Source organism: Ferrimonas sp., assembly GCF_048263965.1.
Classification (GTDB): domain Bacteria; phylum Pseudomonadota; class Gammaproteobacteria; order Enterobacterales; family Shewanellaceae; genus Ferrimonas.
In genome coordinates, this window is the sequence record NZ_JBLXDO010000026.1 from 32,769 (window position 1) to 56,872 (window position 24,104).

20 protein-coding genes are annotated in these 24,104 nt (G+C 59.4%); 14 read left to right on the forward strand and 6 right to left on the reverse strand.

Features of this window, described 5'->3' with window-relative positions; genetic code table 11:
• Positions 1-50 precede the first annotated feature (50 nt).
• Complete coding sequence (locus ACN0RV_RS17550; protein ID WP_028108263.1) at positions 51-512, reverse strand: glycine zipper 2TM domain-containing protein; 462 nt, start codon at positions 510-512, stop codon at positions 51-53.
• 56 nt (positions 513-568) lie between these two features.
• Here ACN0RV_RS17550 and aat point away from each other — a divergent pair, with 56 nt between their 5' ends.
• The 3 genes from aat to infA all read left to right on the forward strand — a co-directional run bounded on the left by aat (position 569) and on the right by infA (position 2,264).
• Positions 569-1,282, forward strand: a complete 714-nt coding sequence (aat, locus tag ACN0RV_RS17555) for a leucyl/phenylalanyl-tRNA--protein transferase (protein ID WP_417349640.1) — start codon at positions 569-571, stop codon at positions 1,280-1,282.
• Entirely contained in the window at positions 1,275-1,973 is a 699-nt protein-coding gene (locus ACN0RV_RS17560; RefSeq protein WP_417349642.1) for an arginyltransferase, read from the forward strand. The genes aat and ACN0RV_RS17560 overlap by 8 nt, the downstream gene beginning before the upstream one ends.
• Before the next feature lie 72 nt (positions 1,974-2,045).
• Positions 2,046-2,264, forward strand: a complete 219-nt coding sequence (gene infA / locus ACN0RV_RS17565; RefSeq protein WP_028108260.1) for a translation initiation factor IF-1 — start codon at positions 2,046-2,048, stop codon at positions 2,262-2,264.
• A gap of 86 nt (positions 2,265-2,350) precedes the next feature.
• Here infA and clpA read toward each other — a convergent pair whose 3' ends face one another.
• Together clpA and clpS are read right to left on the reverse strand one after the other, a co-directional pair.
• Positions 2,351-4,618 carry an ATP-dependent Clp protease ATP-binding subunit ClpA gene (gene clpA, locus ACN0RV_RS17570; RefSeq protein WP_417349645.1) on the reverse strand — a complete coding sequence of 756 codons (2,268 nt, stop codon included), beginning with the start codon at positions 4,616-4,618 and terminating at the stop codon, positions 2,351-2,353.
• A gap of 34 nt (positions 4,619-4,652) precedes the next feature.
• Positions 4,653-4,967 carry an ATP-dependent Clp protease adapter ClpS gene (clpS, locus tag ACN0RV_RS17575; RefSeq protein WP_417349647.1) on the reverse strand — a complete coding sequence of 105 codons (315 nt, stop codon included), beginning with the start codon at positions 4,965-4,967 and terminating at the stop codon, positions 4,653-4,655.
• Positions 4,968-5,165: 198 nt separating this feature from the next.
• Here clpS and cspD point away from each other — a divergent pair, with 198 nt between their 5' ends.
• Positions 5,166-5,372, forward strand: a complete 207-nt coding sequence (cspD, locus tag ACN0RV_RS17580; protein WP_417349650.1) for a cold shock domain-containing protein CspD — start codon at positions 5,166-5,168, stop codon at positions 5,370-5,372.
• Between the two features lie 77 nt (positions 5,373-5,449).
• Here cspD and icd read toward each other — a convergent pair whose 3' ends face one another.
• Positions 5,450-6,703 carry an NADP-dependent isocitrate dehydrogenase gene (icd, locus tag ACN0RV_RS17585; protein ID WP_417349662.1) on the reverse strand — a complete coding sequence of 418 codons (1,254 nt, stop codon included), beginning with the start codon at positions 6,701-6,703 and terminating at the stop codon, positions 5,450-5,452.
• A gap of 342 nt (positions 6,704-7,045) precedes the next feature.
• Here icd and rluE point away from each other — a divergent pair, with 342 nt between their 5' ends.
• The 7 genes from rluE to ACN0RV_RS17620 all read left to right on the forward strand — a co-directional run bounded on the left by rluE (position 7,046) and on the right by ACN0RV_RS17620 (position 16,422).
• On the forward strand, positions 7,046-7,666 hold the full coding sequence (gene rluE, locus ACN0RV_RS17590) for a 23S rRNA pseudouridine(2457) synthase RluE (RefSeq protein WP_417349664.1): 621 nt from the start codon (positions 7,046-7,048) through the stop codon (positions 7,664-7,666).
• A 149-nt stretch (positions 7,667-7,815) separates the two neighbouring features.
• Positions 7,816-8,919 carry a tRNA 2-thiouridine(34) synthase MnmA gene (gene mnmA, locus ACN0RV_RS17595; protein WP_417349666.1) on the forward strand — a complete coding sequence of 368 codons (1,104 nt, stop codon included), beginning with the start codon at positions 7,816-7,818 and terminating at the stop codon, positions 8,917-8,919.
• An 11-nt stretch (positions 8,920-8,930) separates the two neighbouring features.
• A complete protein-coding gene (hflD, locus tag ACN0RV_RS17600; RefSeq protein ID WP_417349668.1) occupies positions 8,931-9,542 on the forward strand; it encodes a high frequency lysogenization protein HflD in 612 nt (203 codons plus the stop codon).
• A 151-nt stretch (positions 9,543-9,693) separates the two neighbouring features.
• Positions 9,694-11,061, forward strand: a complete 1,368-nt coding sequence (gene purB, locus ACN0RV_RS17605; protein WP_417349670.1) for an adenylosuccinate lyase — start codon at positions 9,694-9,696, stop codon at positions 11,059-11,061.
• Between the two features lie 108 nt (positions 11,062-11,169).
• A complete protein-coding gene (locus tag ACN0RV_RS17610) occupies positions 11,170-12,201 on the forward strand; it encodes an efflux RND transporter periplasmic adaptor subunit (protein WP_417349672.1) in 1,032 nt (343 codons plus the stop codon).
• Entirely contained in the window at positions 12,189-15,245 is a 3,057-nt protein-coding gene (locus ACN0RV_RS17615) for an efflux RND transporter permease subunit (protein WP_417349674.1), read from the forward strand. Before ACN0RV_RS17610 ends, ACN0RV_RS17615 begins: the two co-directional genes overlap by 13 nt.
• 55 nt (positions 15,246-15,300) lie before the next feature.
• Positions 15,301-16,422, forward strand: coding sequence for a JmjC domain-containing protein (locus tag ACN0RV_RS17620; protein WP_417349676.1), 1,122 nt, complete (start codon positions 15,301-15,303; stop codon positions 16,420-16,422).
• 115 nt (positions 16,423-16,537) lie between these two features.
• On the opposite strand, the gene ACN0RV_RS17625 is transcribed toward ACN0RV_RS17620, so the two are convergent.
• Positions 16,538-16,936, reverse strand: a complete 399-nt coding sequence (locus ACN0RV_RS17625; RefSeq protein ID WP_417349678.1) for a DUF2057 family protein — start codon at positions 16,934-16,936, stop codon at positions 16,538-16,540.
• Between the two features lie 290 nt (positions 16,937-17,226).
• Complete coding sequence (locus tag ACN0RV_RS17630; RefSeq protein WP_417349680.1) at positions 17,227-19,014, reverse strand: flavocytochrome c; 1,788 nt, start codon at positions 19,012-19,014, stop codon at positions 17,227-17,229.
• 431 nt (positions 19,015-19,445) lie between these two features.
• Between ACN0RV_RS17630 and ACN0RV_RS17635 the strand changes: the two genes are divergently transcribed.
• From ACN0RV_RS17635 to ACN0RV_RS17645, 3 genes are all read left to right on the forward strand, one after another.
• Positions 19,446-20,495: a porin gene (locus ACN0RV_RS17635; RefSeq protein ID WP_417349682.1), complete on the forward strand. Its 1,050-nt coding sequence runs from the start codon at positions 19,446-19,448 to the stop codon at positions 20,493-20,495.
• A 155-nt stretch (positions 20,496-20,650) separates the two neighbouring features.
• Entirely contained in the window at positions 20,651-22,621 is a 1,971-nt protein-coding gene (locus tag ACN0RV_RS17640; protein ID WP_417349684.1) for an ATP-binding protein, read from the forward strand.
• A complete protein-coding gene (locus ACN0RV_RS17645) occupies positions 22,618-23,997 on the forward strand; it encodes a sigma-54-dependent transcriptional regulator (RefSeq protein ID WP_417349686.1) in 1,380 nt (459 codons plus the stop codon). The genes ACN0RV_RS17640 and ACN0RV_RS17645 overlap by 4 nt, the downstream gene beginning before the upstream one ends.
• Positions 23,998-24,104 lie beyond the last annotated feature (107 nt).

Sequence of the window (24,104 nt, forward strand, 5' to 3'; positions counted from 1 at the left end):
CAACAGGGGCGCCTCGAGGCGCCCTTGTTGCTCAGGGAAGGCATGCGGTGCTACATCGCCTTGTCGACACGAACATTGTCATTGGAGAGGAACACCAGCCTCACCTCATCCCCAGGGGCAAACAGCATCGCCGGATCCCTGTCCTGCAGGACCATGAGGCGCTCCCCCTCCTCGGTCACCACAATCAGTTCCACCAGGCGTACCTGACGAACCTGATAGCCGGGATTGCGGTTGTGGGCCATATTGGCCCCCAGTAAGGCACCCACCACGGTGGCCACATCCCGCCCGGAGCCGTCCCCAAACTGGTTACCGATCAGACCGCCGATAAGGGCGCCGCCAAAGGTCTTCCAACCCCGATTGCGATCTTCGATAAGCTCTTGTTGTTCCACCTGGCGTACCGATTCCACTGTGGCATAATCCACCTTCTGCACCGGCACCGCCTGGTTGCGGTTATAGACCTGGGCATGGGCCAGGGAGGTGCCGAGAAGCATCAGCACCAACAATCCTCGTATCACCTGCATGGTTTTTTCGCTAACTTTAATAAGACACAGGTTCTATAGTACGCGTTATGGTCAAGGTTGTCCGCTACCTCAATAATGAACATCACTGGTTCCCCACCCCGGAGGAGGCACTGGCCGAACCCAACGGCCTGCTGGCCATAGGTGGCGACCTCTCCCCGGAGCGGTTGATGCAGGCCTACCGTAGGGGAATCTTCCCCTGGTTCAACCCGGATGAGCCCATTCTCTGGTGGTCCCCGGACCCCAGGGCGGTGTTTCAGGTGGCCAATCACAGGCCGTCGCGCAGCCTGAAGCGGTCGGTGCGTCGCATGGGGTGGCGACTGACCCTGAATCATCATTTCGCCGGCGTCATCGACGGCTGCGCCTCCCCCAGATCCAAGCAGGAGGGCACCTGGATCTCGCCTCAAATGCGCGCCGGCTACCTTGAGCTTCACCGTCTGGGCCAGGCCCACTCGGTGGAGGTATGGCACAACGGCACCCTGGTGGGCGGCCTCTATGGTGTGCTGGTGGGCGGGCTGTTCTGCGGTGAATCGATGTTCCATCGTCAAAGTGATGCCTCCAAGGCCGCCTTCTGGGCCCTGAACCAACACCTGAAGTCGTGCAACATCCACTGGATTGACGCTCAGGTGCCCAATGAGCACCTGGCCAACCTGGGCAGTGAAAGCCTCTCGCGAGAAGCCTTTCTGCAGCTTCTGTCAGGCTGCCGGGATCAGCGGATGGATTCGGTTCGCTGGCAACCACAGGAGATCAATCTGGATGTCTGAGGTGAGCCGGTTGCCCCTGGGGCTGAGCCAACCCTTCGAGTGCAGCTACCGGCCTGAGAAAAAAGAGCAACTGCTGATTGTGCAGAGCAAAATGAACCCGGGCCACTTCGAAGGATTGATGAGCCTGGGATTCAGGCGCAGCGGCAGCGATGTCTATCGGCCCCACTGTCCGGAATGCCGCTCCTGTGAGCCGGTTCGGGTCTTGGTCAAAGAGTTTGCCCCCAGTCGCTCTCAAAAGCGGGTACTGGCCAGAAACCGGGATCTGACCTGGCGGGTGGCCAGCCAGCCCACCGATGAGCACCGGGCCCTGTATCACAGATACATTCGCGGACGTCACAGCGACGGCCCCATGTATCCTCCCACAGATGAGCAGTTCAATCGCTTCCTCCCCTGCGACTGGCTGGAACAGAGATACCTGGAGGGGCGGCTCGACGGCAAGCTGGTGCTGGTGGCGGTCACCGACCGCCTCAGTCAGGCGCTGTCTGCGGTTTACACCTTCTTCGAGCCCGAGTTGGATAAGCGCTCCTTGGGGGTGTGCGGTATACTTAAACAGTTGGAGTACGCCAAGAGTGAGGGTAAGCATTTTCTCTATCTGGGCTACCAGATCGAGGAGTGCCGGAAGATGGCCTATAAAACCCAGTATCGCCCCTATCAGACCCTGACAACAGGCGGCTGGCACACCCTGGCCTAAGCCAACTTTACACTAGCCGTAAATTACGGCATGATACGCCCGATTTTTGTTTCGTAACAGGATAACCACTTAATGGCAAAAGAAGACAGTATTGAGATGCAGGGCACCATCCTGGAGACCCTCCCCAACACCATGTTCCGTGTTGAACTGGAAAACGGCCACGTCGTGACCGCCCACATCTCTGGCAAGATGCGCAAGAACTACATCCGTATCCTCACTGGCGATACCGTGACTGTAGCTCTGACTCCCTACGACCTGAGCAAGGGCCGCATCGTCTTCCGTTCTCGTTAATTCCTGTTGCGAGGCCGCCTCTGCGGCCGACGCCGGATTCAAAAAAGCCCAGCAAACGCTGGGCTTTTTGTTTATTGGACTTGGCGTCAGGCTTCCGCCACCTCTTCCGGGGCATAGTGGAAGGTCAGTTCATCCGACTCCACGGTCACCTGCACCTCACCACCGCCCTGGAGGCGACCGAACAGGATCTCATTGGCCAGCGGCTTCTTGAGCTGCTCCTGAACCAGACGCCCCATGGGGCGAGCGCCCATGTTCTCGTCGTAGCCCTTCTCGGCCATCCATACCCGCGCATCCTCGTCCACCTGCAGGGTGACGCTCTTGGCGTCCAACTGCGCCTGCAGCTCCACCAGAAACTTGTCCACCACCTTGGCGATCACCTGCATATCCAGATGGTTGAACCAGATGATGGAGTCGAGACGGTTGCGGAACTCTGGGGTAAACACCCGGTTGATCTCGCTCATGGCATCCAGGCTGTGGTCTTGTTGACGGAAGCCGATGGACTTACGAATGGTCTCCTGAACACCGGCGTTGGTGGTCATCACCAGGATCACATTGCGGAAGTCCGCCTTGCGTCCGTTGTTGTCGGTCAGGGTACCGTGGTCCATCACCTGCAGCAGCAGGTTGTACACGTCCGGGTGGGCCTTCTCGATCTCATCCAGCAGCACCACGGAGTGGGGATGCTTGAGCACCGCATCGGTGAGCAGACCACCCTGGTCATAGCCCACATAGCCCGGAGGGGCACCCACCAGACGGGAGACACTGTGACGCTCCATGTACTCGGACATATCGAAGCGAATCAGCTCAATCCCCATCAACCTGGCCAGTTGGTTGGTGACCTCTGTCTTACCCACCCCGGTAGGACCGGCCAACAGGAAGCTGCCCACGGGCTTATCCTCATTGCCCAGGCCTGAGCGGGAGAGACGGATGGAGGCGGTCAGGGCATCGATGGCCGGGTCCTGACCGAAGACCACCATCTTCAGGTTTCGGTCCAGATTGGCCAGCAGATCCTTGTCGGACGCAGACACCGACTTCTCCGGGATCCGTGCCATCTTGGCGATGATCGCCTCAACGTCGTTGACAGAGACCGTCTTCTTACGCTTCGAAGGGGGCAACAGCGCCATGCGGGCCCCCGCCTCATCAATCACGTCGATCGCCTTGTCAGGCAGGTGACGTTCGTTGATGTGCTTGGAGGAGAGCTCCGCCGCCGCGGTCAGGGCCGACTGGGTATAGCGCACCGCATGATGCTGCTCATAACGCTCCTTCAGGCCCTGCAGGATGCGGATGGTGTCCTCGACGCTGGGTTCCACCACATCAATCTTCTGGAAGCGGCGGGCCAGGGCGCGATCCTTCTCGAAGATCCCCTGGAACTCCTGGTAGGTGGTGGAACCGATGCAGCGCAGCTTACCGCTTGAGAGCAAGGGCTTCAGCAGGTTGGACGCATCCATCATGCCGCCGCTGGCCGCGCCTGCACCGATGATGGTGTGGATCTCATCGATGAAGAGGATGGCGTTCTTACGGCGCTGCAACTGGCGCAGTACCGACTTGAAGCGTTTCTCAAAATCGCCCCGGTACTTGGTGCCCGCCAGCAGCGAGCCCATATCCAGGCTGAAGATGATGGCCTCGGCCATCACCTCGGGTACCTGCTCATTGACGATGCGATAGGCCAGGCCTTCGGCGATGGCAGTTTTACCTACCCCGGCTTCACCCACCAGCAGCGGGTTGTTCTTGCGGCGGCGACACAGAACCTGGATGGCGCGCTCCAGTTCGTTGTCGCGGCCAATCAGCGGATCAATCAGGCCGGCTTTGGCCTGCTCGTTCAGATTGGTGGCGAAGTTCTCGAGCTTCTCATTGCCCTCGGCAGACTCTTCGCTCTGCACCTCTTCCTGGCTATCACCACCACCGGCGTCCATATCCTCGCCGCCCTTCACCACCCCGTGGGCGATGAAATTGACCACATCCAGGCGGGTGACGTCGGATTTGCGCAGCAGGTAGACCGCCTGGGACTCCTGCTCACTGAAGATGGCCACCAGCACATTGGCACCGGACACCTCGTTGCGTCCGCTGCTCTGTACGTGAAAAACGGCCCGTTGCAGCACCCGCTGGAACCCCAGAGTCGGCTGGGTCTCCCGCTCCTCATCATCGGCAGGGATCAACGGCGTGGTCTGTTCAATGAAGCCCTCGATCTCCTGTCGCAGGGTCACGAGTTTCGCGCCACAGGCCTCCAGGGCCTCTTTGGCGGCCGGGTTGTCCAGCAGGGCGAGCAGCAGGTGCTCAACAGTCATGAACTCGTGGCGGCTGTTTTTGGCCCGCTGGAACGCCGTGTTCAAGGTCAGTTCGAGGTCTTTGTTCAGCATATGGAGTTCCCCTGAGTTACGTTGGACATGCTGGTTACACGCGCTCTGTTGAGCACAACAGAGGATGACCGTGTTCACGAGCGTACCGGTTTACCTGCATCGCCTTAGTTTCGGCGATGTCCAGGGTGAACAACCCACAAATACCCTTTCCCTGATGGTGGATTGTCAACATGATCTCCGTCGCTTCCTCGACGGGCTTGGCAAAAAATTTCTGCAGTACTTCAACCACAAAGTCCATGGGTGTGTAGTCATCATTATTCAGTATCACCTTGTACTGAGGCGGTGGCTCCACAGCCTGTTCTTGAGATTCTCTCTCAACAACCAAGTCTGGTAGGGTCTCTCTGCTCATTGTAAAAGCTTAGTCATTCCATAGGGGTTTGTTGAAGATTGTGATTCATTTAAGGCTTGACGGCCATGTTGCTCATTTGTTAATAGATAGGGAGTCAACATCAATAGTTGGCCGCTACGTTTCGCCCTCACTACCAGTTATATGGGCGAAGCCAGACGATTACAAGACGATTCAAGACTAATGGAAGGAAGTCGAGGTATGGCTAACGGAACAGTGAAGTGGTTTAACAACGCCAAAGGATTCGGATTTATCTGCCCTGAGACTGGAGGTGAAGATGTGTTTGCCCACTACTCCACCATCCAGATGGAAGGGTATCGGACGCTAAAGGCCGGCCAACACGTGGAGTTTGAGATGGAAGAGGGTCCCAAGGGGATGCACGCCTCCAACATCACTCCCGCCAAGTAAGGCGGAATCTGAATTAAAAAAAGCAGACCGGATGGTCTGCTTTTTTTATTGCCGCAAGCCAATGGCTACACAGGCTCTTACATATTATCGATCACCGCATCACCAAACTCGGAGCAGCTCAGCAGGGTGGCGTCCTCCATCAGGCGGTCGAAGTCGTAGGTCACGGTCTTGGCGGCGATGGCACCTTCCATGCCCTTGACCACCAGGTCGGCGGCTTCCAGCCAGCCCAGGTGACGCAGCATCATCTCACCGGAGAGGATCAGGGAACCCGGGTTGACCTTATCCTGGCCCGCATACTTGGGTGCGGTACCGTGGGTGGCTTCAAACAGGGCCACGCCGTCACCGATGTTGGCACCGGGGGCGATGCCGATACCACCAACCTGGGCCGCCAGGGCGTCGGAGATGTAGTCACCGTTGAGGTTCATGGTGGCAATCACATCGTACTCGGCGGGACGCAGCAGGATCTGTTGCAGGAAGGCATCGGCGATCACATCCTTGATGATGATCTCCTTGCCAGTGCTGGGGTTGGTCATCTTGCACCACGGGCCACCGTCCAGCAGTTCGGCACCGAACTCACGCTGAGCCAGTTCATAACCGAAGTCCTTGAAGGCCCCTTCGGTGAACTTCATGATGTTGCCCTTGTGTACCAGGGTGACAGAGTCGCGGTCGTTGTCGATGGCGTACTGGATGGCAGCACGCACCAGACGTTCGGTACCCTCTTTGGAGATGGGCTTGATGCCGATGCCGCAGTTCTCCTCGAAACGGATCTTGGTGGCGCCCATCTCTTCGGTCAGGAACTTGATCACCTTGTCCGCTTCGGCGGTGCCCGCCTGCCACTCGACGCCGGCGTAGATGTCTTCACTGTTCTCACGGAAGATCACCATGTCGGTCAGTTCGGGGTTCTTCAGCGGGCTGGGGGTGCCCTGGTAGTAGCGCACAGGACGCAGGCACACATACAGGTCCAACTCCTGACGCAGGGCCACGTTCAGAGAACGGATGCCACCGCCCACCGGAGTGGTCAGAGGGCCCTTGATGGCAACGGCGTAATCCTTCACCGCCTCCAGAGTCTCTTCTGGCAGCCAGGTGTCGGCACCGTAGACCTGGGTGGATTTCTCACCGCAGTAGATCTCCATCCAGTGAATCTTCTTCTGTCCGCCGTAGGCTTTCTCTACCGCAGCGTCCAGAACCTTACGCATAGGGGGGGTCACATCCACGCCGATGCCATCACCTTCGATGTACGGAATAATGGGTTCGTTGGGGACGTTCAGCGCACCGCTGTCGGCAACGGTAATCTTCTCACCAGCAGCTGGAACGACAATCTTAGACTCCATGTAATTCTCCTTTTTCCTTGCGCATGTAGGGGGGGCCGGCCCTTCCGACCGAATCATGAGCTTTGTCACATTTCGCCGTCATCATATACCAGACTGCACAGATTAGAAACGGCCACCACTTAGCGCCATAGAGTATGACTTCATCATAAGGGTCATACCATTGAACCTTGGTCTAGGGGTTGTTTTTTCATCGGTGAGATGTTGGCAGCCGCCGGAGTATCTACCTAAAATCACTGCAAAAGCGACCCTAAACCGCTTATTGGTTCATCGAGCAGTACAAAATTACCCACCCGGCACCGACATACCCTAGTCCCTCGGTATCAAGCTGGGTAAACTACAGGGATGCAAAAGAGAAGACCCCAAAGAACCACACGCCGTCCGGCATCGGCAAATCGCCCTCGCCCTCGCCCCCCTCAGGGTCCGAGAAAGGTGCTGCTGTTCAACAAGCCCTTTGATGTGCTGACCCAGTTCACCGACGATCAGAATCGCGCCACCCTCAAGGATTTCATTCCCGTTTCCGGGGTGTACGCCGCCGGTCGCCTGGACAGGGACAGTGAAGGATTGCTGGTGCTCACCAACGACGGCAAGCTTCAGGCCAGGCTGACCCAGCCGGGCAAGAAGACCAGTAAGACCTACTGGGTCCAGGTCGAGGGGGAACCCAGTGACGACGCGCTGGCGCAACTGCGCGACGGAGTGACGCTCAACGATGGCCCTACCCTGCCCGCCAAGGTGGAACGCATTGCGGAGCCACAAGGGCTGTGGCCGCGCAACCCGCCCATTCGCGAGCGCAAGTCCATCCCCACCAGCTGGCTGGCGATCACCATCATCGAGGGGCGCAACCGTCAGGTTCGTCGCATGACCGCCCATATCGGCCACCCGACCCTGAGGCTGATTCGCTATCGCATGGGCAACTGGACCCTGGACGGACTGGCCAGCGGAGAATACCGGCAGCTGGAAAATTAGTTCCAATTATTTGGAAGTTTCTCCGCCTGCCCCCTTGAAGGGGGTCGACACTAACCCCATATGGCCATTTCGTGATAAAATTCTGCCCCGCCCGCTTTGCGGGCGCCGTTTTTTGTTGAGCCACACCACTAACCGGAATTCGCTTGTCTATGTCAGATAACAGCTCAAAAAAGGTGATCGTCGGTATGTCCGGCGGCGTCGACTCCTCTGTCTCCGCCTATCTGCTGATGCAGCAGGGCTATCAGGTAGAGGGCCTCTTCATGAAGAACTGGGAGGAGGATGACACCGAAGAGTATTGCGCCGCAGCGCAGGATCTGGCGGACGCTCAGGCGGTGTGCGACAAACTTGGCATCGAACTGCACAGTGTCAACTTTGCTGCCGAATACTGGGACAACGTGTTCGAGTACTTCCTGGAGGAGTACAAGGCGGGGCGCACCCCCAACCCGGACATCATGTGCAACAAAGAGATCAAGTTTAAAGCCTTCCTGGAGTTCGCTGCCGAAGCCCTGGGCGCCGACTACATCGCCACCGGGCACTATGTGCGCCGCCGCGAAACCGAGGACGGCAACTTCCAGATGCTCAGAGGCCTGGATGGCAACAAGGACCAGAGCTACTTCCTCTATACCCTGGGCAGCGAACACGTGGGCCAGACCCTGTTCCCCGTGGGTGAGCTGGAGAAACCAGAGGTGCGCCGTATCGCCGAAGAGCAGGATCTGGTTACCGCCTCCAAGAAGGACAGCACCGGCATCTGCTTTATCGGCGAGCGCAAGTTCACCGATTTCCTCTCCAAGTACCTGCCCGCTCAGCCCGGCGACATTGAGACCGTGGACGGCGAGGTGATCGGTACTCACCAGGGGCTGATGTACCACACCCTGGGCCAGCGTAAAGGACTGGGGATCGGCGGCCTGAAGAACTCAGGTGATGATCCCTGGTACGTGGTAGACAAGGATCTGGAGCGCAACGTCCTGCTGGTGGCCCAGGGGGCCGACCACCCAAGGCTCTACTCCAAAGGCCTGGTGGCCAATCAGCTGCACTGGGTGGACCGCAAGGGTCCGGCCGATGGCAGCCGGATAACGGTAAAAACCCGCTATCGCCAACAGGATATTCCCTGTAGCCTCAAGGTATTGGATAATGGTGACTTGGAAGTGATGTTCGATGAGCAGGTCTCCTCGGTCACCCCGGGCCAGTCCGCCGTATTCTATGATGGTGAGGTCTGCCTGGGAGGCGGCATCATCGACGCTGTCATTCGCTAACGGAATTTAAGATGCAAGATAACCTGCAAGCGCGCACCCTGGCCTTCGCTGCCCTTTGTCAGGCGGTATGGCAGGTGCAGCAACTGGCTCGCTACGGGCGGGTCGATGAGGAGGCGATGAGCCACTCCCTGGGCGCGGTGATGATCACCAACCCGGACAGCGTGGAGGAGGTCTACGACCGCCATCAGCTCAATGCCGGCTTCCGTACCCTGGTGGACCAGATCGGCGATGGCAACCGCAAGGATGTGGATCTGACTCGTTACATCGTCGGCATCCTGGCCCTGGAGCGCAAACTGGCCAAGAGCTCCTCTGCCCTGGGGATGCTGGGTGAGCGTATTAACCAGGTGAAGCGCCAGCTGCACCACTTCGAGCTGACCGATCCCCAGGTGCTGGCCAACATGGCTTCCATCTACAGCGACGTGATCAGCCCGCTGGGGGCCAAGATCCAGGTGGTCGGCAACCCGGAGCAGCTGCAACAGAGCAGCAACCAGGCCCGCATCCGTGCCCTGCTGCTGGGCGCCGTTCGGGCGGCGGTTCTGTGGCGCCAGTTGGGTGGCAAACGCCGCCAGCTGATGTTCTCACGGGGCGCCATGGTCAAGGCGGCAATGCAGGCCTTGCGATAATCCATAGGATGCGCCCCACGGGCGCATCTTTTTTTGGAGCGCATTGACTCTCCAAACTCGGGCAGGCCTTTGGTAGAATTGCCCGCAACTATAACGAACCCTGGCACGAGCCCGGGTCACAACCTCTGTCTTTGTACCCAAGGAGTCCTAAATGGAGCTTTCCAGCCTCACTGCCATCTCTCCGGTTGACGGCCGCTATGGAAGCAAAACATCCCCTCTTCGTTCCATCTTCAGTGAGTTCGGTCTGGTCAAGTACCGGGTTCAGGTTGAGATCAGCTGGCTGAAGATGCTGGCTGCCTGCCCTGAGATCAACGAAGTTCCCTGCTTCTCCGAAGAGGCACTGACCGTGCTCGATGGCATCGTGGCCAACTTCAGCGAAGCCGACGCCGCCCGGGTGAAGGAGATTGAGCGCACCACCAACCACGACGTGAAGGCGGTGGAGTACTTCATCAAGGAGCGCATCGCAGACAACGCCGAGCTGCACGCCATCAACGAGTTTGTTCACTTCGCCTGCACCAGTGAAGACATCAACAACCTCTCCCACGGCCTGATGCTGACCGAAGCCCGTGATCAGGTGATCCTGCCCTACTGTCAGCAACTGGTCGACGCCATCAAGGATCTGGCCCAGCGCTACGCCGCCATCCCCATGATGGCCCGTACCCATGGCCAGCCCGCCAGCCCCACCACCATGGGCAAGGAGATGGCCAACGTTGCCATCCGCCTGGAACGCCAGGTGAAGCAGATCGCTGCGGTAGAGATCCTGGGCAAGATCAACGGCGCCGTAGGCAACTACAACGCCCACCTGTCCGCCTACCCGGATGCAGACTGGCACCAGATGGCCGAACGCTTTGTGACCGGCCTGGGCCTGACCTGGAACCCCTGGACCACCCAGATTGAACCTCACGATTACATCGCCGAGCTGTTCGACGCCATCGCCCGGTTCAACACCATTCTCATCGACTTCGACCGGGACGTGTGGGGCTACATCGCCCTGGGCCACTTCAAACAGAAGACAGTGGCTGGCGAGATTGGCTCCTCCACCATGCCCCATAAGGTCAACCCCATCGACTTCGAAAACTCCGAAGGCAATCTGGGCCTGGCCAACGCCCTGTTCCAGCACCTGGCGGCCAAACTGCCAGTCTCCCGCTGGCAGCGTGACCTGACCGACTCCACCGTGCTGCGCAATCTGGGTGTGGGCGCCGGCTACAGCCTGATCGCCTACCAGGCCACCCTGAAGGGGATCAGCAAGCTGGAGGTCAACGAGGCCAGCCTGCTGGCCGAACTGGACAGCAACTGGGAACTGTTGGCGGAGCCCATCCAAACCGTGATGCGCCGCTACGGCATCGAAAAACCCTATGAGAAGCTCAAGGAGCTGACCCGGGGCAAGCGGGTCAACCAGCAGATGATGGCTGAGTTTATCGACGGCCTGGCCCTGCCCGACGAGGTGAAGGCAGAGCTCAAGCAGCTGACTCCGGCCAACTACACCGGCCGTGCCCAGCGCTTCCTCGAAGAGCTGTAACCCCATCGCTTCGTGAAAACGCCACCGCTAAGGTGGCGTTTTTCTTTCCTCTATCATTCAACATCTTCGTCTAGGCTAAACACTGAGCTTTCACCGACGGAGACCCCGATGAACTCCCTGAAACCCCTGCTGCTCAGCCTGCCGCTGCTGATCGCCTGCTCCCCGGAACCGGAACAACAACGCGCCGCTGCAGTCAGGCCGGTGAAGCTATTCACCATCTCCGACGCCCAGCGCAACCAGATCTATGAATTTCCCGCCGTGGTGGACGCCTCCAGGGACGCCGACCTGAGTTTCCAGGTCAGTGGCCTGCTCAAGGAGCTGAATATTATCGAAGCTCAGCAGGTCCAGGAGGGGGAGTTGCTGGCCAAGCTGGACCAGAGGGACTTCCTCAATAAACTGGCCTCGGCCCAGGCGGAGTATGATAACGCCGAGCGGGAGTACCGGCGACTGGAGCAGGTGGCCTCCAAGGGGCTGATCTCCCAGAGTGATCTCACCAAGCAGCTCTCCGCCCGGGACATCGCCAAGGCCAATCTGGGGATCGCCCAGAAAGCCCTGGATGACAGCGTCCTGCACGCCCCCTTCTCCGGCATCATCGCCCAGGTGCCGGTGATCAACCTGCAGAACATCGCCGCCGGTGAGCTGGTGGCCAAGCTGATTGACACCCAGGAGCTGGAAGTCAATTTCAATGTCCCCTCCAGGCTGATTCAGAATGCCGAGCCCCCCACGGTCGAGGTGTACATCAACGCCGATCCCAGCCGACGTTTCACCGCCCGGTTCAAGGAGATCGGCCTGATTGCCGATCCCAGCTCCCAGACCTACCCGGTCACCTGGTTATTCACCCCGCCCGAGGACAAGCTGATTCTCCCCGGCATGCTGGCCACGGTGGAAGCCACGCCGCCCGGGGCCGACAGCGCCACCCTGGCCATCCCCCTGGACGCAGTGCAGCAACAGGGGCAACAAACCTATGTGTGGCTCTATCAGCAGCAGAGCAACACTGTCAGCCGCCGGGATATCCTGGTGGCGGAGGGGGTGGGCGACCTGGTGCCGGTGAATGAGGGTCTGGTCATCGGCGACACCATAGTGGCTGCCGGCGGCACCTACCTGTCCGAGGGGATGGAGGTGAAACCATGGCAGGAATGAACCTGGCAGAGTTCAGCATCCGCAACAAGGTGTTCAGCGTCATCCTGATCATCCTGGTGTGCATGGGGGGCTGGAACGCCTACCAGGAGATGCCCCGGCTGGAAGACCCGGACTTCACCATTCGGGAAGCCCCGGTCATTACCCTCTACCCCGGCGCCAGCCCGGAGGAGGTAGCCGAAGAGGTCACCGACCCTCTGGAGCAGGCGATTCAGGAGATGCAGGAGGTGGATTTTCTGGAGTCCACCTCCTCCGATGGGGTGTCGGAGATCAAGGTCAACATCAAGTATGAGTTTTCCAAGACCAAGGATGCCCTGCAGTTGGTGTGGACCAAGCTGAGGAACAAGGTGAGGGACGCCCAGAGCGACCTGCCCCCGGGGACGTACGAGTCTGTGGTGGTGGACGACTTTGGCGACGTCTATGGCCTCTACTACCTGATCACCGGCCAGGGGTTTTCCGATGCGGAGCTGCGCCGCTACGCCAAGCAGTTGCAGAGCGAGCTGCTGCAGGTGGAGGATGTGGCCAAGGTGACCCTGGGTGGGGAGCGCAGCGAAGGGATCTATGTGGAGATCTCCCGGGCCCACGCTACCGCCCTGGGGCTGAACATCAACAACATCTACGCTACCCTGGAGAGCCAGAACACCGTCAGCAGCGCCGGTGATGTGAAGATCGGCGACAAACGGGTGATCATCTACCCCAGTGGCAACATCGACTCGGTGGAATCCATTCGTAACCTGCAGGTCTCCTCCACCTCGGACGGCCAGGTGGTCTACCTCAAGGACATCGCCAATGTCTGGCGTGGCTACCAAACCCCCAGGGATCACAGCTACCGCTTCAACAGCCAACCGGCGGTGGCCATGGGGATCTCTGCGGTCCAGGGCAGTAACATCGTCAAGGTCGGCAAGGCGATAGACGCCAAACTGGCGGACGCCGAAAGCCGTCGCCCCTGGGGCATGGAGGTGAATCAGTTCTATCATCAGGGCCAGGAGGTGGAGGCCTCGGTACAGGGATTTGTAGCCAATGTGCTTATCGCCCTGGCGATCGTAGTGGTAACCCTGCTGCTGTTTATGGGGCTGAAATCCGCCGCGGTGATCGGCGCCATTTTACTGCTCACCATCGCCGCCACCCTGGCCACCATGCACATCGGAGGCATCCCCATGCACCGCATCTCCCTGGGGGCCCTGATCATCGCCCTGGGGATGATGGTGGACAACGCCATCGTGGTCACCGAGGGGATTCTGGTGGGGATGCAGCGGGGCATCAAAAAACTGGAGATCGCCAAAAACATCGTCACCCAGACCCAGTGGCCGCTGCTGGGCGGCACCCTGGTGGGGATCATCGCCTTCGCCCCCATTGGCTTTGCCCCCGGTGACACCGCCGAGTACACCGGCCACCTGTTCTGGGTGATCCTCATCTCTCTGCTCTACAGCTGGGTGTTTGCCCTGACCCTGACCCCGCTGTTCTGCTACTGGCTGTTCAAAGAGCAGCAACCCCAGGAGCACCAATCCCAGGAGAGCGGCTTTATCCGCAGCTACAAGGCCACCCTGGAGCTGTCGCTGAGACTGCGCGGCTTGCTGGTGCTCGGTATCTTTGGCCTGTTCCTCCTCTCCGCCTGGGGCTTCCAGTTCGTCAAGGATGGTTTCTTCCCCGCCTCCACCACCCCGCAGATGGTGGTGGACTACTGGCTGCCCCAGGGCAGCGATATCGAGCGCACCTATAAGGACCTGACCGCCGTTGAAGCCTTTATCCTGGAGCAGGAGGGGGTTGAGTCGGTCAATGCCACCATAGGGGCCGGAGGCCTGCGCTACATGCTGGTGTACGCCCCGGAATCGGAAAACAGCGCCTACGGCCAGTTGCTGGTGCGCCTGGATGATTACCGGCGCAACGATACCCTGATCCCCCTGGTTCAGAACTTCATCGACCAGAGCTTTCCCAACGCCCAGGCCAAGGTGTGGCGCTTCGTCCTCGGTCCCGGAGGAGGCTCCAAGATCGAGGCCACCTTCAAGGGGCCGGATCGGGCGGTACTGCGGCAACTGGCGGACCAGGCCAAGGCGATCATGATTGCCGACGGCGGTGCCATTGCCATCAAGAATGACTGGCGTCAGCCGGTCAGCGTCATCGAGCCCCTCTACTCGGAGTCCGAGGCCCGGCGGGCCGGCATCAACCGGGAGGATCTGGCCATGGCCCTGCTGACCAACTTCTCCGGCCGTCAGATAGGCACCTTCCGGGAGTTTGACGACCTTATCCCCATCTTTGCCCGGGCCCCCGCCCTGGAGCGGGTGGGGATAGAGGGGATTCAGAACATCCAGGTGCTGAGCGCCTCCACCGGCCAGAGTGTACCCATCACTCAGGTGGTGGAGGGGTTTCGCACCACCTGGCGAGATGGCCAGATAAAGCGGGAGGACAGGCTGTGGACCATCAAGGCCCAGAGCGATCCCCTCCCCGGTGAGCTGGCGTCGGATCTGCTGGGGCGCATCAAGGCCAAGATAGAAGCGATTCCCCTGCCCAACGGCTATACCCTGGAGTGGGACGGGGAGTATGGCGACTCCAGCGAATCCCAGGAGGATCTGGCGTCGGTGATCCCCCTGGGGGTGATGTTTATGGTGGTGATCGTATTCGTGCTGTTCGGTACCGTCCGCCAGCCGGTGATCATCTGGCTGGTGGTGCCCCTGGCGCTGATTGGGGTGGTGGCGGGCCTGCTGACCACTGCCACCCCCATGGAGTTTATGGGGATCCTGGGCCTGCTCTCCCTCTCCGGCCTGCTGATCAAAAATGCCATCGTCCTGGTGGACCAGATCGATCTGGAGATCAGCGAAGGCAAGCCTCCCTACCAGGCGGTCATCGACGCCTCCGCCAGTCGGGTGCGGCCGGTGATGATGGGCGCATTGACCACGGTGCTTGGGGTGCTACCGCTGTTTTTCGACGCCTTCTTCCGCTCCATGTCTGTGGTGCTGGTGGGCGGGCTCTCCTTCGCGACCCTGCTTACCCTGATCATGGTGCCGGTGCTCTACGCCCTGTTCTTCCGTATCCCGTCGCCTAAGGGCTAGGTAATGGATATAATCCGGGGTCCCAGAGGACGTGGAAATATCGACAAGGAGCGCCATGTACCACCTCAACCTCGACACTCAGGAGTTTCTGCGCCACCACTGGCAGAAGAAGCCCCTGTTTATCAAAGGCGCGTTTGCGGACTTCCTGGACCCCATTGAGCCCGATGAGCTGGCGGGGCTGGCCACCGAGGAGTCGGTCAGCAGCCGACTGGTGATCCAACAGGAGGGCCAGTGGCGCAGCGAGTCGGGTCCGGTCACCGACTTTGAACCACTGGGCGATTGCGGCTGGCAACTGCTGGTGCAGGCGGTCAATCACCTGGAGCCCGCCGCCAGCGAGCTGGCCGCCTGTTTCCGCTTCCTGCCGGACTGGCGTTTCGATGATCTGATGGCCTCCTTCGCCGCACCCGGTGGCGGGGTGGGTCCCCACATCGACAACTACGACGTATTTATCATCCAGGGCCAGGGGCAGCGCCGCTGGCAAGTGGGCGACCGGGGTGAGCACAAACCCAGAAAGGGCAGCGGCGCCCTGGCGCTGGTGGAGGATTTTGAGCCACTGTTGGACGTGGAGATGGCCCCGGGGGATCTGCTCTACATTCCGCCGGGCTACCCCCACTGCGGCCAGACCCTGACTCCCTCCCTCTCCTACTCGGTGGGGTTTCGTGCCCCCAGTCAGCAGGAGCTGCTGTGCCAATTGGCCGACCAGCTTCAGGACACCAACCAGGGCCAGCAGCGGTTCACCTCTGACTCCGAGCCCAGACAGGCCTCTCTTATCAGCGCCGACCATCAGCAGGGGCTGCTAAGCCTGATGGCCAAGTTGATCTCCGACCCCACCACCCTGCGCCCCATGCTGGGTACCCTGCTCAGCCAGAACCGGTTTGAACTGGATCCCCTGCCTCCCCAAACACCCCTGGAGTTGCCTCAGCTCATTGATGCCCTCGACCAGGGGGTAGAGATTGTGCGCATTGGAGGCCTCAAGGTGGTGCACCTGGAGGGAGATCGCCCCGGCAGCCTCTATCTGGATGGCCACCACTGGCTACTGAACACCCAGGCTCTGGCACTGCCGTTGCGGGAACAGGCTCGCCTGGGTTCTGGCACTCTGAGCCCCCTGTTGTCGGACAAGGAGGACAGCGCCACCCTGCTGGAGTTCATCAATCTGGGGTACTGGTATCTGGAGTAACACCGCCTCGGTCAATCTGAGTTGGCTGTTGACGCAGAGAATCCAGCATCAAAAAAGGGGAGCCGATGGCTCCCCGAATTTTTCGTGCGGTTGAAGACAGATGTTACGGGTGGAACTAGTCCGCCAGGGCGGCTGCAATGGCTGAGTGGCCACTGTAGCGTTTCATGGCCACCTTGCGACCATTGGCCTGAATGTGGAACTTCAAGTCCCCCTTGTAGGGGTCAAACTGGCGACGCTCTTCCAGCACCAGCTGCATCTCCCCAGAACCGGCATTGAACACCAGGTACTGAGGCTTGGAAGTGTAGAAATCGTTGGACTCGGGGTGGCTGATGTAGGGGTTGATGTACCTCAAGGTCACCACCTGCTTGCCCTCTCCCAGGTCCAGGGTTCGTCCCTGCTGCTGGGCGGGCGCACCATTGACCTCCATGGCGTAGAACCCTGTGGGCAGGGTCAGGGTGCTGGCTGAAGCCATGGATGCCATCATCATGGCCGCGGATGCAATCAGTGTACGCATTGTTGTTCTCTCCCTTTAGCGCGTGCTTTGCGGCTCTATGCCGCCACTCCCTATAAGATCTAACAGACAATGTGACTTTGATCACACCTTTATTTCTACTGTATCGAGTTCTCTGCTGAGTTTTTCCATGCCGACAGCACGGGCATCCGCCGCAACCGGTCCTGACGACACTCACCACTGCTGAGATTGACAACAAACAAAGTTCAGGCTGAATCTGGAGAGACAGGCACAAAAAAGGGAGGGCGCGAGGCCCTCCCAAAAGCGTGCAGGAATGAAACTGATGTTCGCTGTTACTGCTTGGAGTACTTGGCCGCTTCCTCACCGGCCAGGCGACCGAAGGTCACGATGTCGGAGATGGCGTTACCACCCAGGCGGTTGGCACCGTGAACGCCACCAGTCACCTCGCCGGCACCGTACAGGCCAGGAATCACCTTACCCTTGGTGTCCAGAACTTCGGACTTGTTGTCGATCTTCACGCCACCCATGGTGTGGTGTACGCCCGGACCCACTTCGATGGCGTAGTACTGGCCTTCGTTCAGGGCGCGAGGCAGCTGAGGACGCTCGAAATCACTGTCCTTACCGGCAGCCACAAACTCGTTGTAGCGGGCGATGGACTTCTTCAGCTCGTCGCCGTTGATGCCCTGGGATTTGCCCAGTTCCACGATGGAAGCGTTGGCAGGCACTACGCCCAGACCAATGTACTTCTCAATCTTCTTCAGAGACTTACGTACGGAGTCATCGAAGATCAGGAAGGCGGTCTTGCCAGTCTGTTGCAGGATGGCTGCGGCAGCCTTGTCACGGGTGGTGATCTCGTTGACGAAACGCTTGCCTTCGCGGTTCACCAGGATGGCGCCGTTACCACGAACCGCCTCGGTCACCATCACGCCGCCCTTGATGGACAGGGTTGGGTGCGCCTGGATGTACTTCAGATCGACCATGGCGGCACCGGCTTCGCCGGCCACGTCCAGACCGTCACCTGTGGCACCAGGCTGGTTGGTGGCTTTAAAGCCCTTCAGCTTGGGATCCAGTTTGGCAACACGGTCGTTGTTCTTACCGAAACCACCGGTGGCCAGCACCACGGCGTCGGCTTTCACCCAGTAGTAACCTGTGTACTTGCCCTTGACCAGCATGCCCTTCACTTTGCCGGAGGCATCTTTGAGGACTTCAACACCGCGGGTGTTCATGCGCATGTCGATGTCGCGCTTCACCGCGTTGTCATACAGCACCTGAACCACATGGGCACCCACACCGGCACCGCCGGTTGGACGGTGAGTACGGTTAACGGATGCACCGCCCATACGACCTACGTCGCTCAGATCCGCGCCCATACCGGTCATCCAGTCGATGGAGCCTGCGGAGTCCTCAACCAGCACCTTAACCAGGGCAGGATCGTTGATGTTGCGGCCACCTTTCATGGTGTCCTTGGTCATCAGTTCGATGCTGTCTTTGATGCCTTTGGCGGCCTGTTGCTTGGTCTCGGCGGCGTTCATACCACCGGCAGCCAGCTTGGCGTTGCCACCAATCACAGGCTCCTTCTCAATCAGCATCACCTTGGCGCCGTTGTCGAAGGCAGATACGGCGGCGGAGAAACCGGCGCCACCGGAACCCACAACCAGTACATCGACGGTGTCACGGGGGGCAGCAGCCAGGGCGGCTTCGCGGTCAGCCTTATCCTTGTGCAACTCGGCGATGGAAGGCTCGTGGCGCTCCCACTTGCCGTGGTAAGGCATGTCGAAATCGAAGCTGTGGCAGGAATCGCAGTAGTTCAGGGACTTCTGGTGGCCCGCGTGACAGGCGGTACAGGCTGGCTCACCGGGGAAGTGGGAAGCGTGAGCGTTGAAATGCTCGTGCTTGGTGGACTCGGCCACCTCTTTCAGATCGCCGTGGCAGCTGACACACTGACCATTCTCATGGCTCAGGTTGTCGTCAGACAACTCCATGCTCTCGGTGTGGCAGGCTTCACAGCCCAGGTTATCAGCGTGGAAATCGGCCAGATTGTCTGCAGCCAGAGTGGAAGCAGACAATACACCGGACACCAAAAGTGCACTCAGAGACAGTGCATATTTGCGAGCGTTCATCGATATCTCCTAGGTGGTTTTACGAACATGAAAAATGATTTTTCACGCCGTCAATAAAAGAGCCTTAATATTCATTTTCTGAACCATTTAAATAGAACAATTTAATGCTGGCTCTCTTTTACCTTTTATCTTTTGTCAGCCAAGGCGGAATTACAAGCCAGATACTCATTGGATAGACAGAAGTGAAACCACTGTCACAGCGGGGTTTTGCGGCTATGCAGATGTGCATTGCACCATCAACGCCTATGCGTTTTTGCATAGCGTTGCATTATCAGGGTCAAAAAAAACTATAAAATAAGGCTCGGAGCAAATATTAAAACCACAGACAATTAAACAAATATAAATTCCACTTTAGATCACATTATGTCGGCTATTTATTTCTTAATCTTTTCGCCAAGCAATCCCACACCAAATAAAATAGGGTATGTAAGATGAAAAAAAGCATTGTAGCTTCCTCTATGCTGCTGGCTCTGCTGGGCTCCACTGCAGTACAGGCAGAAATGCCCACCTTCTACGGCGCCATGCGTCTGGCCGTGACTGACGCCGACACCAGCTTCGCCTCCAACATCGGCGGTGGCGAAGGCACCACCATCGAGAACGACTTCTCCCTGGTTGGCATCAAGGGCAACGTAGCCCTGAACGACGCCCTGGCTCTGGTGTACAAGGCCGAGGTGATGGTTCGCGGTGAAGACAGCGCCGCCAGCAACCCTTTCTCCTCTCGTGACACCTATCTGGGTCTGAAAGGCGGCTTCGGTCAACTGACCTTCGGTAAGATGGGCTCCGCATTCTGGAAAGCTGAAGGCGGCGTAGACAAGTTCAACCTGACCAACACCGACATCAACCGTCTGTTCTCCGGCAACAGCCGCTACGGCGACATGATCAGCTACATCTCCCCTAAACTGGGTGGCCTGACTCTGATGGGTACCTACCAGCTGGAAGATGATGCCTACGGCGCCGACGCAGACGTCGAGGGTGACCTGTACTCAGTATCCGCCCTCTACGGCGACAAGAAGCTGGCGAAGAAGAACTACTTCGTGGCCCTGGGCTACAACGCAGGTCTGGGCGGCGATGAAGCCTACCGTGTCACTGGTCAGGTAAAACTGGGCAAGGTGAAGCTGGGTGCCATGTTCCAGGACACCAAAGACCTCAACTTCGAGAACCTGGATGGCAGTGGTTTCGTTGTTGACGCCGCCTACCCTCTGACTGACGTGATCACCCTGAAGGTACGTTACGGCCAGGACGACTCCGGTAACGGCAAATACGCGGGCAACGTCATGAAGAGCCTGGCTGGCCTGAACAAGGGCGACGTGACCAAGGCTGAAGTGACCAACTACGCCGTTGGCGCCGATTACAAGCTGAGCAAAGCCGCCAAGCTGTACGCCCACTACAGCCGTTTCGATGCGGAAGTGGCCACCGCTGCCGCCAAGCTGTACGACGAAGGTGACAACATCTTCACCATGGGTCTGCACTACAAGTTCTAACTCCTGTACGATGTACTTCAAGGGGCCTTCGGGCCCCTTTTTTTGGGACCGGCAACACAGCGCATGCTCCCCTGAGTGAGAGTCCGCACTGGACCTGAGTCCAATTCGCGATCCTCTGCACATCTCGGCTACCTACTCTTAGGTATGATTCTCCCATGAAATATTGCCTCTCAATTCTGCTGCTGTTCTCATCCCTCTGTCTGGCCTCCGGCGAGCCTGTGGTGTTTGGGGTTCACTCCAATACCGCACCGCTGGAATGGCGCAAGAACGGGGTGGATCAGGGCTTCAATATCGAGCTGCTCAAACGAATCGGTCAACTGACCGGACACAGCATCCACCCCAGGCGCAAATCCTTCCAGCAGTTAGTTCGGGATGTTCATAACCCTGACAGCGACATCGACGTCATCTGTGTGGTGAGCCCGGTGGCCATCAGCCGCAATGCCCAGCAATCCGATCCCATCTACGCCACCCACGCCAAGGCCTACACCCTTCAGGGTAAGAGCTTCATCAACAACTGGCAGGACCTGGCGGGCAAGCGTGTGGCGATCAAGGTGGGCTCCTTCGTCGACGTCTACCTGCGGGGGCACCCACAGAACTTCATCCGCATCGACGTGGACCTGTATGAAACCGGTTTCAAGATGCTGCTGCAGAAGCGGGTGGATGTGGTGCTGGCGGAGAACTTTGTCGCCCGGCGCCTTCAGCCCCTCTACCCCTCGGTGCGCAGTGCCAGTGATCCCCTGATCTACGGTGCCTTCAACTTCGTCAGCAATGACAAGAATGCGCCGCTGATGGCCGAGATCAACAAGGCCCTGCGTCAGCTCAAGCTCTCCGGCGAGTACGACCTGCTGGTGAACAAATGGTTTGGCACCGGCCGTGAGAAGGTGGATCTCACCTCCACCCACGAACAGGTGATGTGGGGCTCGGTGCTGATCGCCACCTTGGCCGCCATCGGCCTGGTGTTTACCTTCTCCATCAGCCGTCGGCTGCACAAACGCACCCTGGATCTGGATAACGAACTGGAGCAGCGTCGGCTGGCGGAAAGTCGCATCTCCCAGCTGTCGCGCCAGTTTCAATCGGTGCTCGACGGCATCCCTCACGGGGTGTTCCTGTTTGACCGCCGCCAGGAGTGCCTGTGGAGCAACGGTAAGAACCAGTCGATGCTGGAGTCCGGTGCCCTACTGGACAGCCTGGGCCTGCACTTCCAGCTGGCGCCGATATTGAGGATGGTACTCAACACCCAGAAGGGCCAGGTAAAGGAGCTGCACCAGGGGCAGCAGTACTGGCAGCTGCAGATCCACCCCATAGGTCAGGAGCAGGCGGTGGTGATGCTTGAGGAGACCACGGAGCAGCACAAGCTGCGCCAGGCCAATGAACAGGCCAGCCGCTTGGCCTCACTGGGAGAGCTGTCCGCAGGCATCGCCCACGAGATCAATAACCCCACCGGACTGATTGTCCATGCCATCGCCCTGTTCAGCGAAGCGATGCAGGATCTCAAGCCCGCCATTGAGCTGTACCGGGAGCAGGATCCCTTCTGGCTGATCGCCGGGCTGGACCCGGACCGGGCTCTGAGAGAACTGGACAACGGCAGCCACACCATCGAAGAGGGGGCCAGACGCATCGCCCGCATCGTCGATGACCTTAAGCAGTACGCCCGCCCCGCCGACCAGGCCAGCCACCAGAGCCTGAGCCTGAACGACGTGGTCCAGGTCTCCCTGCGCCTCACCGCCAACCAGGTGAAACGTTTCGGTGTCCAGACCGCACTGGATGAGCATGAGCCGAGAGTGCGAGGCGATGCCCAGCAGCTGCAACAGGTGATGATCAACTTGATTCAGAATGCCTGCCACGCCATGAGCCCGGACCGCGGCGTGCTCCAACTGGAGACCGGCCGGGATCCCCAGGGGGTCTTTATCAAGATTCGCGACAACGGCTGTGGCATGGACCACGAGACGGTACAGCGCATCAAAGAGCCCTTCTTTACCACCCGCCGCCATGTAGGCGGCACCGGGCTGGGGCTGTCGGTGTGCAGCCGCATCATCAATGAACACAATGGCAAATGGCTGGTTGAGTCCGAACTGGAGCAAGGCACCACCATGACCCTCTACTTCCCCGAGGAGGAGCAAGCATGAAACTGGCACGAAACCTATTACTGGTGGACGACGAAGCCCAGTGGCTGCGCACCCTCTCCATGACCCTGACCCGTCTGGTGCCCGAGGCCACACTGGACACCTGCGTGGACAGCCGCCAGGTGCTGAACCGCATGGAGCTTAAGGAGTATGCCCTGGTGCTGCTGGATCTGACCATGCCCTTCCACTCCGGAGAACAACTGCTGGAAGAGATCCGCGGCCGCTTCCCCAACACCCGGGTGATCATCGTCACCGGGGTCAATGAGGTGGAAACCGCAGTACGCTGCATGAAGCGGGGCGCCTACGACTACTTCATCAAGACCGGTAACGTCGAGGACCTGGCCAGCACGGTGCGCCGCGCCCTGGAAGTGGTGGGTCTGGAGCGCAGCTATCAGCAGATCAAGGAGAGCTTCCTCAGCCGTGAGCTGGCTCAGCCTGAAGCCTTCAACCACATCCTCACCTGCGAGCCGGCGATGCTGGACCGGCTGCGTTACCTGGAAGCCCTGGCCATCAGTCCGGAACCGATCCTGATCACCGGCGAGAGTGGCTGTGGCAAGGACCTCTTTGCCCAGGCCCTACACCGCCTGATTGGGGCGGAGACCCCCTTCGTCCGGGTCAACCTGGCGGGCCTCAGCCTGCAGGGGTTTGAGGCCACCCTGTTTGGCCAGGTTCGCGGTGCCGTCGAAGAGGATGAGCCAGCCCGGGCCGGCCTGGTGCACAGCGCCCAAGAGGGGCTGCTCTACCTGGATGAAATTGGCGACCTGCCCCTGGAAGCCCAGGCAAAGCTGCTGGATCTGCTGCAGTACCGTCAGTACTATCCCATCGGCAGCGACCGTCCCTTCCCGGTGCGCTGTCGCATCGTCACCTCGACCCAGCACGATCTGCTGGAGCTGAAAAAGGCGGGGCGTTTCCGTAATGACCTGCTCTACCGGCTGCGGGCTCACCGCATCAACCTGCCCCCCCTGAGGGAGCGCCCCCTGGACCTGCCGCTGCTGCTCAACCATTTCATCGAGCAGGCCAGTGAGCAGATGCAGCGCCCAGCCCCGCTGCTGCCGGCAGATCTGGCCACCAGACTGGCGGGCTACCCCTTCCCGGGTAACCTGCAGGAGCTCAAGGGGATGGTGTTCGACGCCGTCAGTCGCAGCGACGACACCCACCTGAACATCGCCCCCTTCGTGGAGGCGATGCAGGAACATCAGGGGGACGCGACACCGGCACAGCTACTGCGCTTCCCAGAACAACTGCCCAGCCTCGCCGAGGTGAACCGGGCCATCATCGAGGAGGCGATGAGCCGCACCGCCAACAACCAGACCGCCGCCGCCAAGATGCTGGGGATCAGTCAGAGCGCATTGAGCCGCCGGCTGGCCAAGGGGGAATAGAAAAAGGGGAGCCGATGGCTCCCCTTTTTTAAGGTTCTTCGCACATTAGCGGGAACTAGATACGAAAACGGCTGGAAAGGTTATTGTGTAGTCGCCAAACAAACCCA

Bases quoted from the DNA above. Each gene is read 5' to 3' on its own strand.
- rluE (WP_417349664.1), top strand. From the start codon at position 7,046: ATGCAAAAGAGAAGACCCCAAAGAACCACACGCCGTCCGGCATCGGCA.
- ACN0RV_RS17610 (WP_417349672.1), top strand. From the start codon at position 11,170: ATGAACTCCCTGAAACCCCTGCTGCTCAGCCTGCCGCTGCTGATCGCC.
- ACN0RV_RS17640 (WP_417349684.1), top strand. From the start codon at position 20,651: ATGAAATATTGCCTCTCAATTCTGCTGCTGTTCTCATCCCTCTGTCTG.
- infA (WP_028108260.1), top strand. From the start codon at position 2,046: ATGGCAAAAGAAGACAGTATTGAGATGCAGGGCACCATCCTGGAGACC.
- purB (WP_417349670.1), top strand. From the start codon at position 9,694: ATGGAGCTTTCCAGCCTCACTGCCATCTCTCCGGTTGACGGCCGCTAT.
- ACN0RV_RS17625 (WP_417349678.1), bottom strand. From the start codon at position 16,936: ATGCGTACACTGATTGCATCCGCGGCCATGATGATGGCATCCATGGCT.
- clpA (WP_417349645.1), bottom strand. From the start codon at position 4,618: ATGCTGAACAAAGACCTCGAACTGACCTTGAACACGGCGTTCCAGCGG.
- ACN0RV_RS17615 (WP_417349674.1), top strand. From the start codon at position 12,189: ATGGCAGGAATGAACCTGGCAGAGTTCAGCATCCGCAACAAGGTGTTC.
- ACN0RV_RS17560 (WP_417349642.1), top strand. From the start codon at position 1,275: ATGTCTGAGGTGAGCCGGTTGCCCCTGGGGCTGAGCCAACCCTTCGAG.
- ACN0RV_RS17645 (WP_417349686.1), top strand. From the start codon at position 22,618: ATGAAACTGGCACGAAACCTATTACTGGTGGACGACGAAGCCCAGTGG.
- cspD (WP_417349650.1), top strand. From the start codon at position 5,166: ATGGCTAACGGAACAGTGAAGTGGTTTAACAACGCCAAAGGATTCGGA.
- mnmA (WP_417349666.1), top strand. From the start codon at position 7,816: ATGTCAGATAACAGCTCAAAAAAGGTGATCGTCGGTATGTCCGGCGGC.
- ACN0RV_RS17620 (WP_417349676.1), top strand. From the start codon at position 15,301: ATGTACCACCTCAACCTCGACACTCAGGAGTTTCTGCGCCACCACTGG.
- ACN0RV_RS17630 (WP_417349680.1), bottom strand. From the start codon at position 19,014: ATGAACGCTCGCAAATATGCACTGTCTCTGAGTGCACTTTTGGTGTCC.
- clpS (WP_417349647.1), bottom strand. From the start codon at position 4,967: ATGAGCAGAGAGACCCTACCAGACTTGGTTGTTGAGAGAGAATCTCAA.
- icd (WP_417349662.1), bottom strand. From the start codon at position 6,703: ATGGAGTCTAAGATTGTCGTTCCAGCTGCTGGTGAGAAGATTACCGTT.
- hflD (WP_417349668.1), top strand. From the start codon at position 8,931: ATGCAAGATAACCTGCAAGCGCGCACCCTGGCCTTCGCTGCCCTTTGT.
- ACN0RV_RS17635 (WP_417349682.1), top strand. From the start codon at position 19,446: ATGAAAAAAAGCATTGTAGCTTCCTCTATGCTGCTGGCTCTGCTGGGC.
- aat (WP_417349640.1), top strand. From the start codon at position 569: ATGGTCAAGGTTGTCCGCTACCTCAATAATGAACATCACTGGTTCCCC.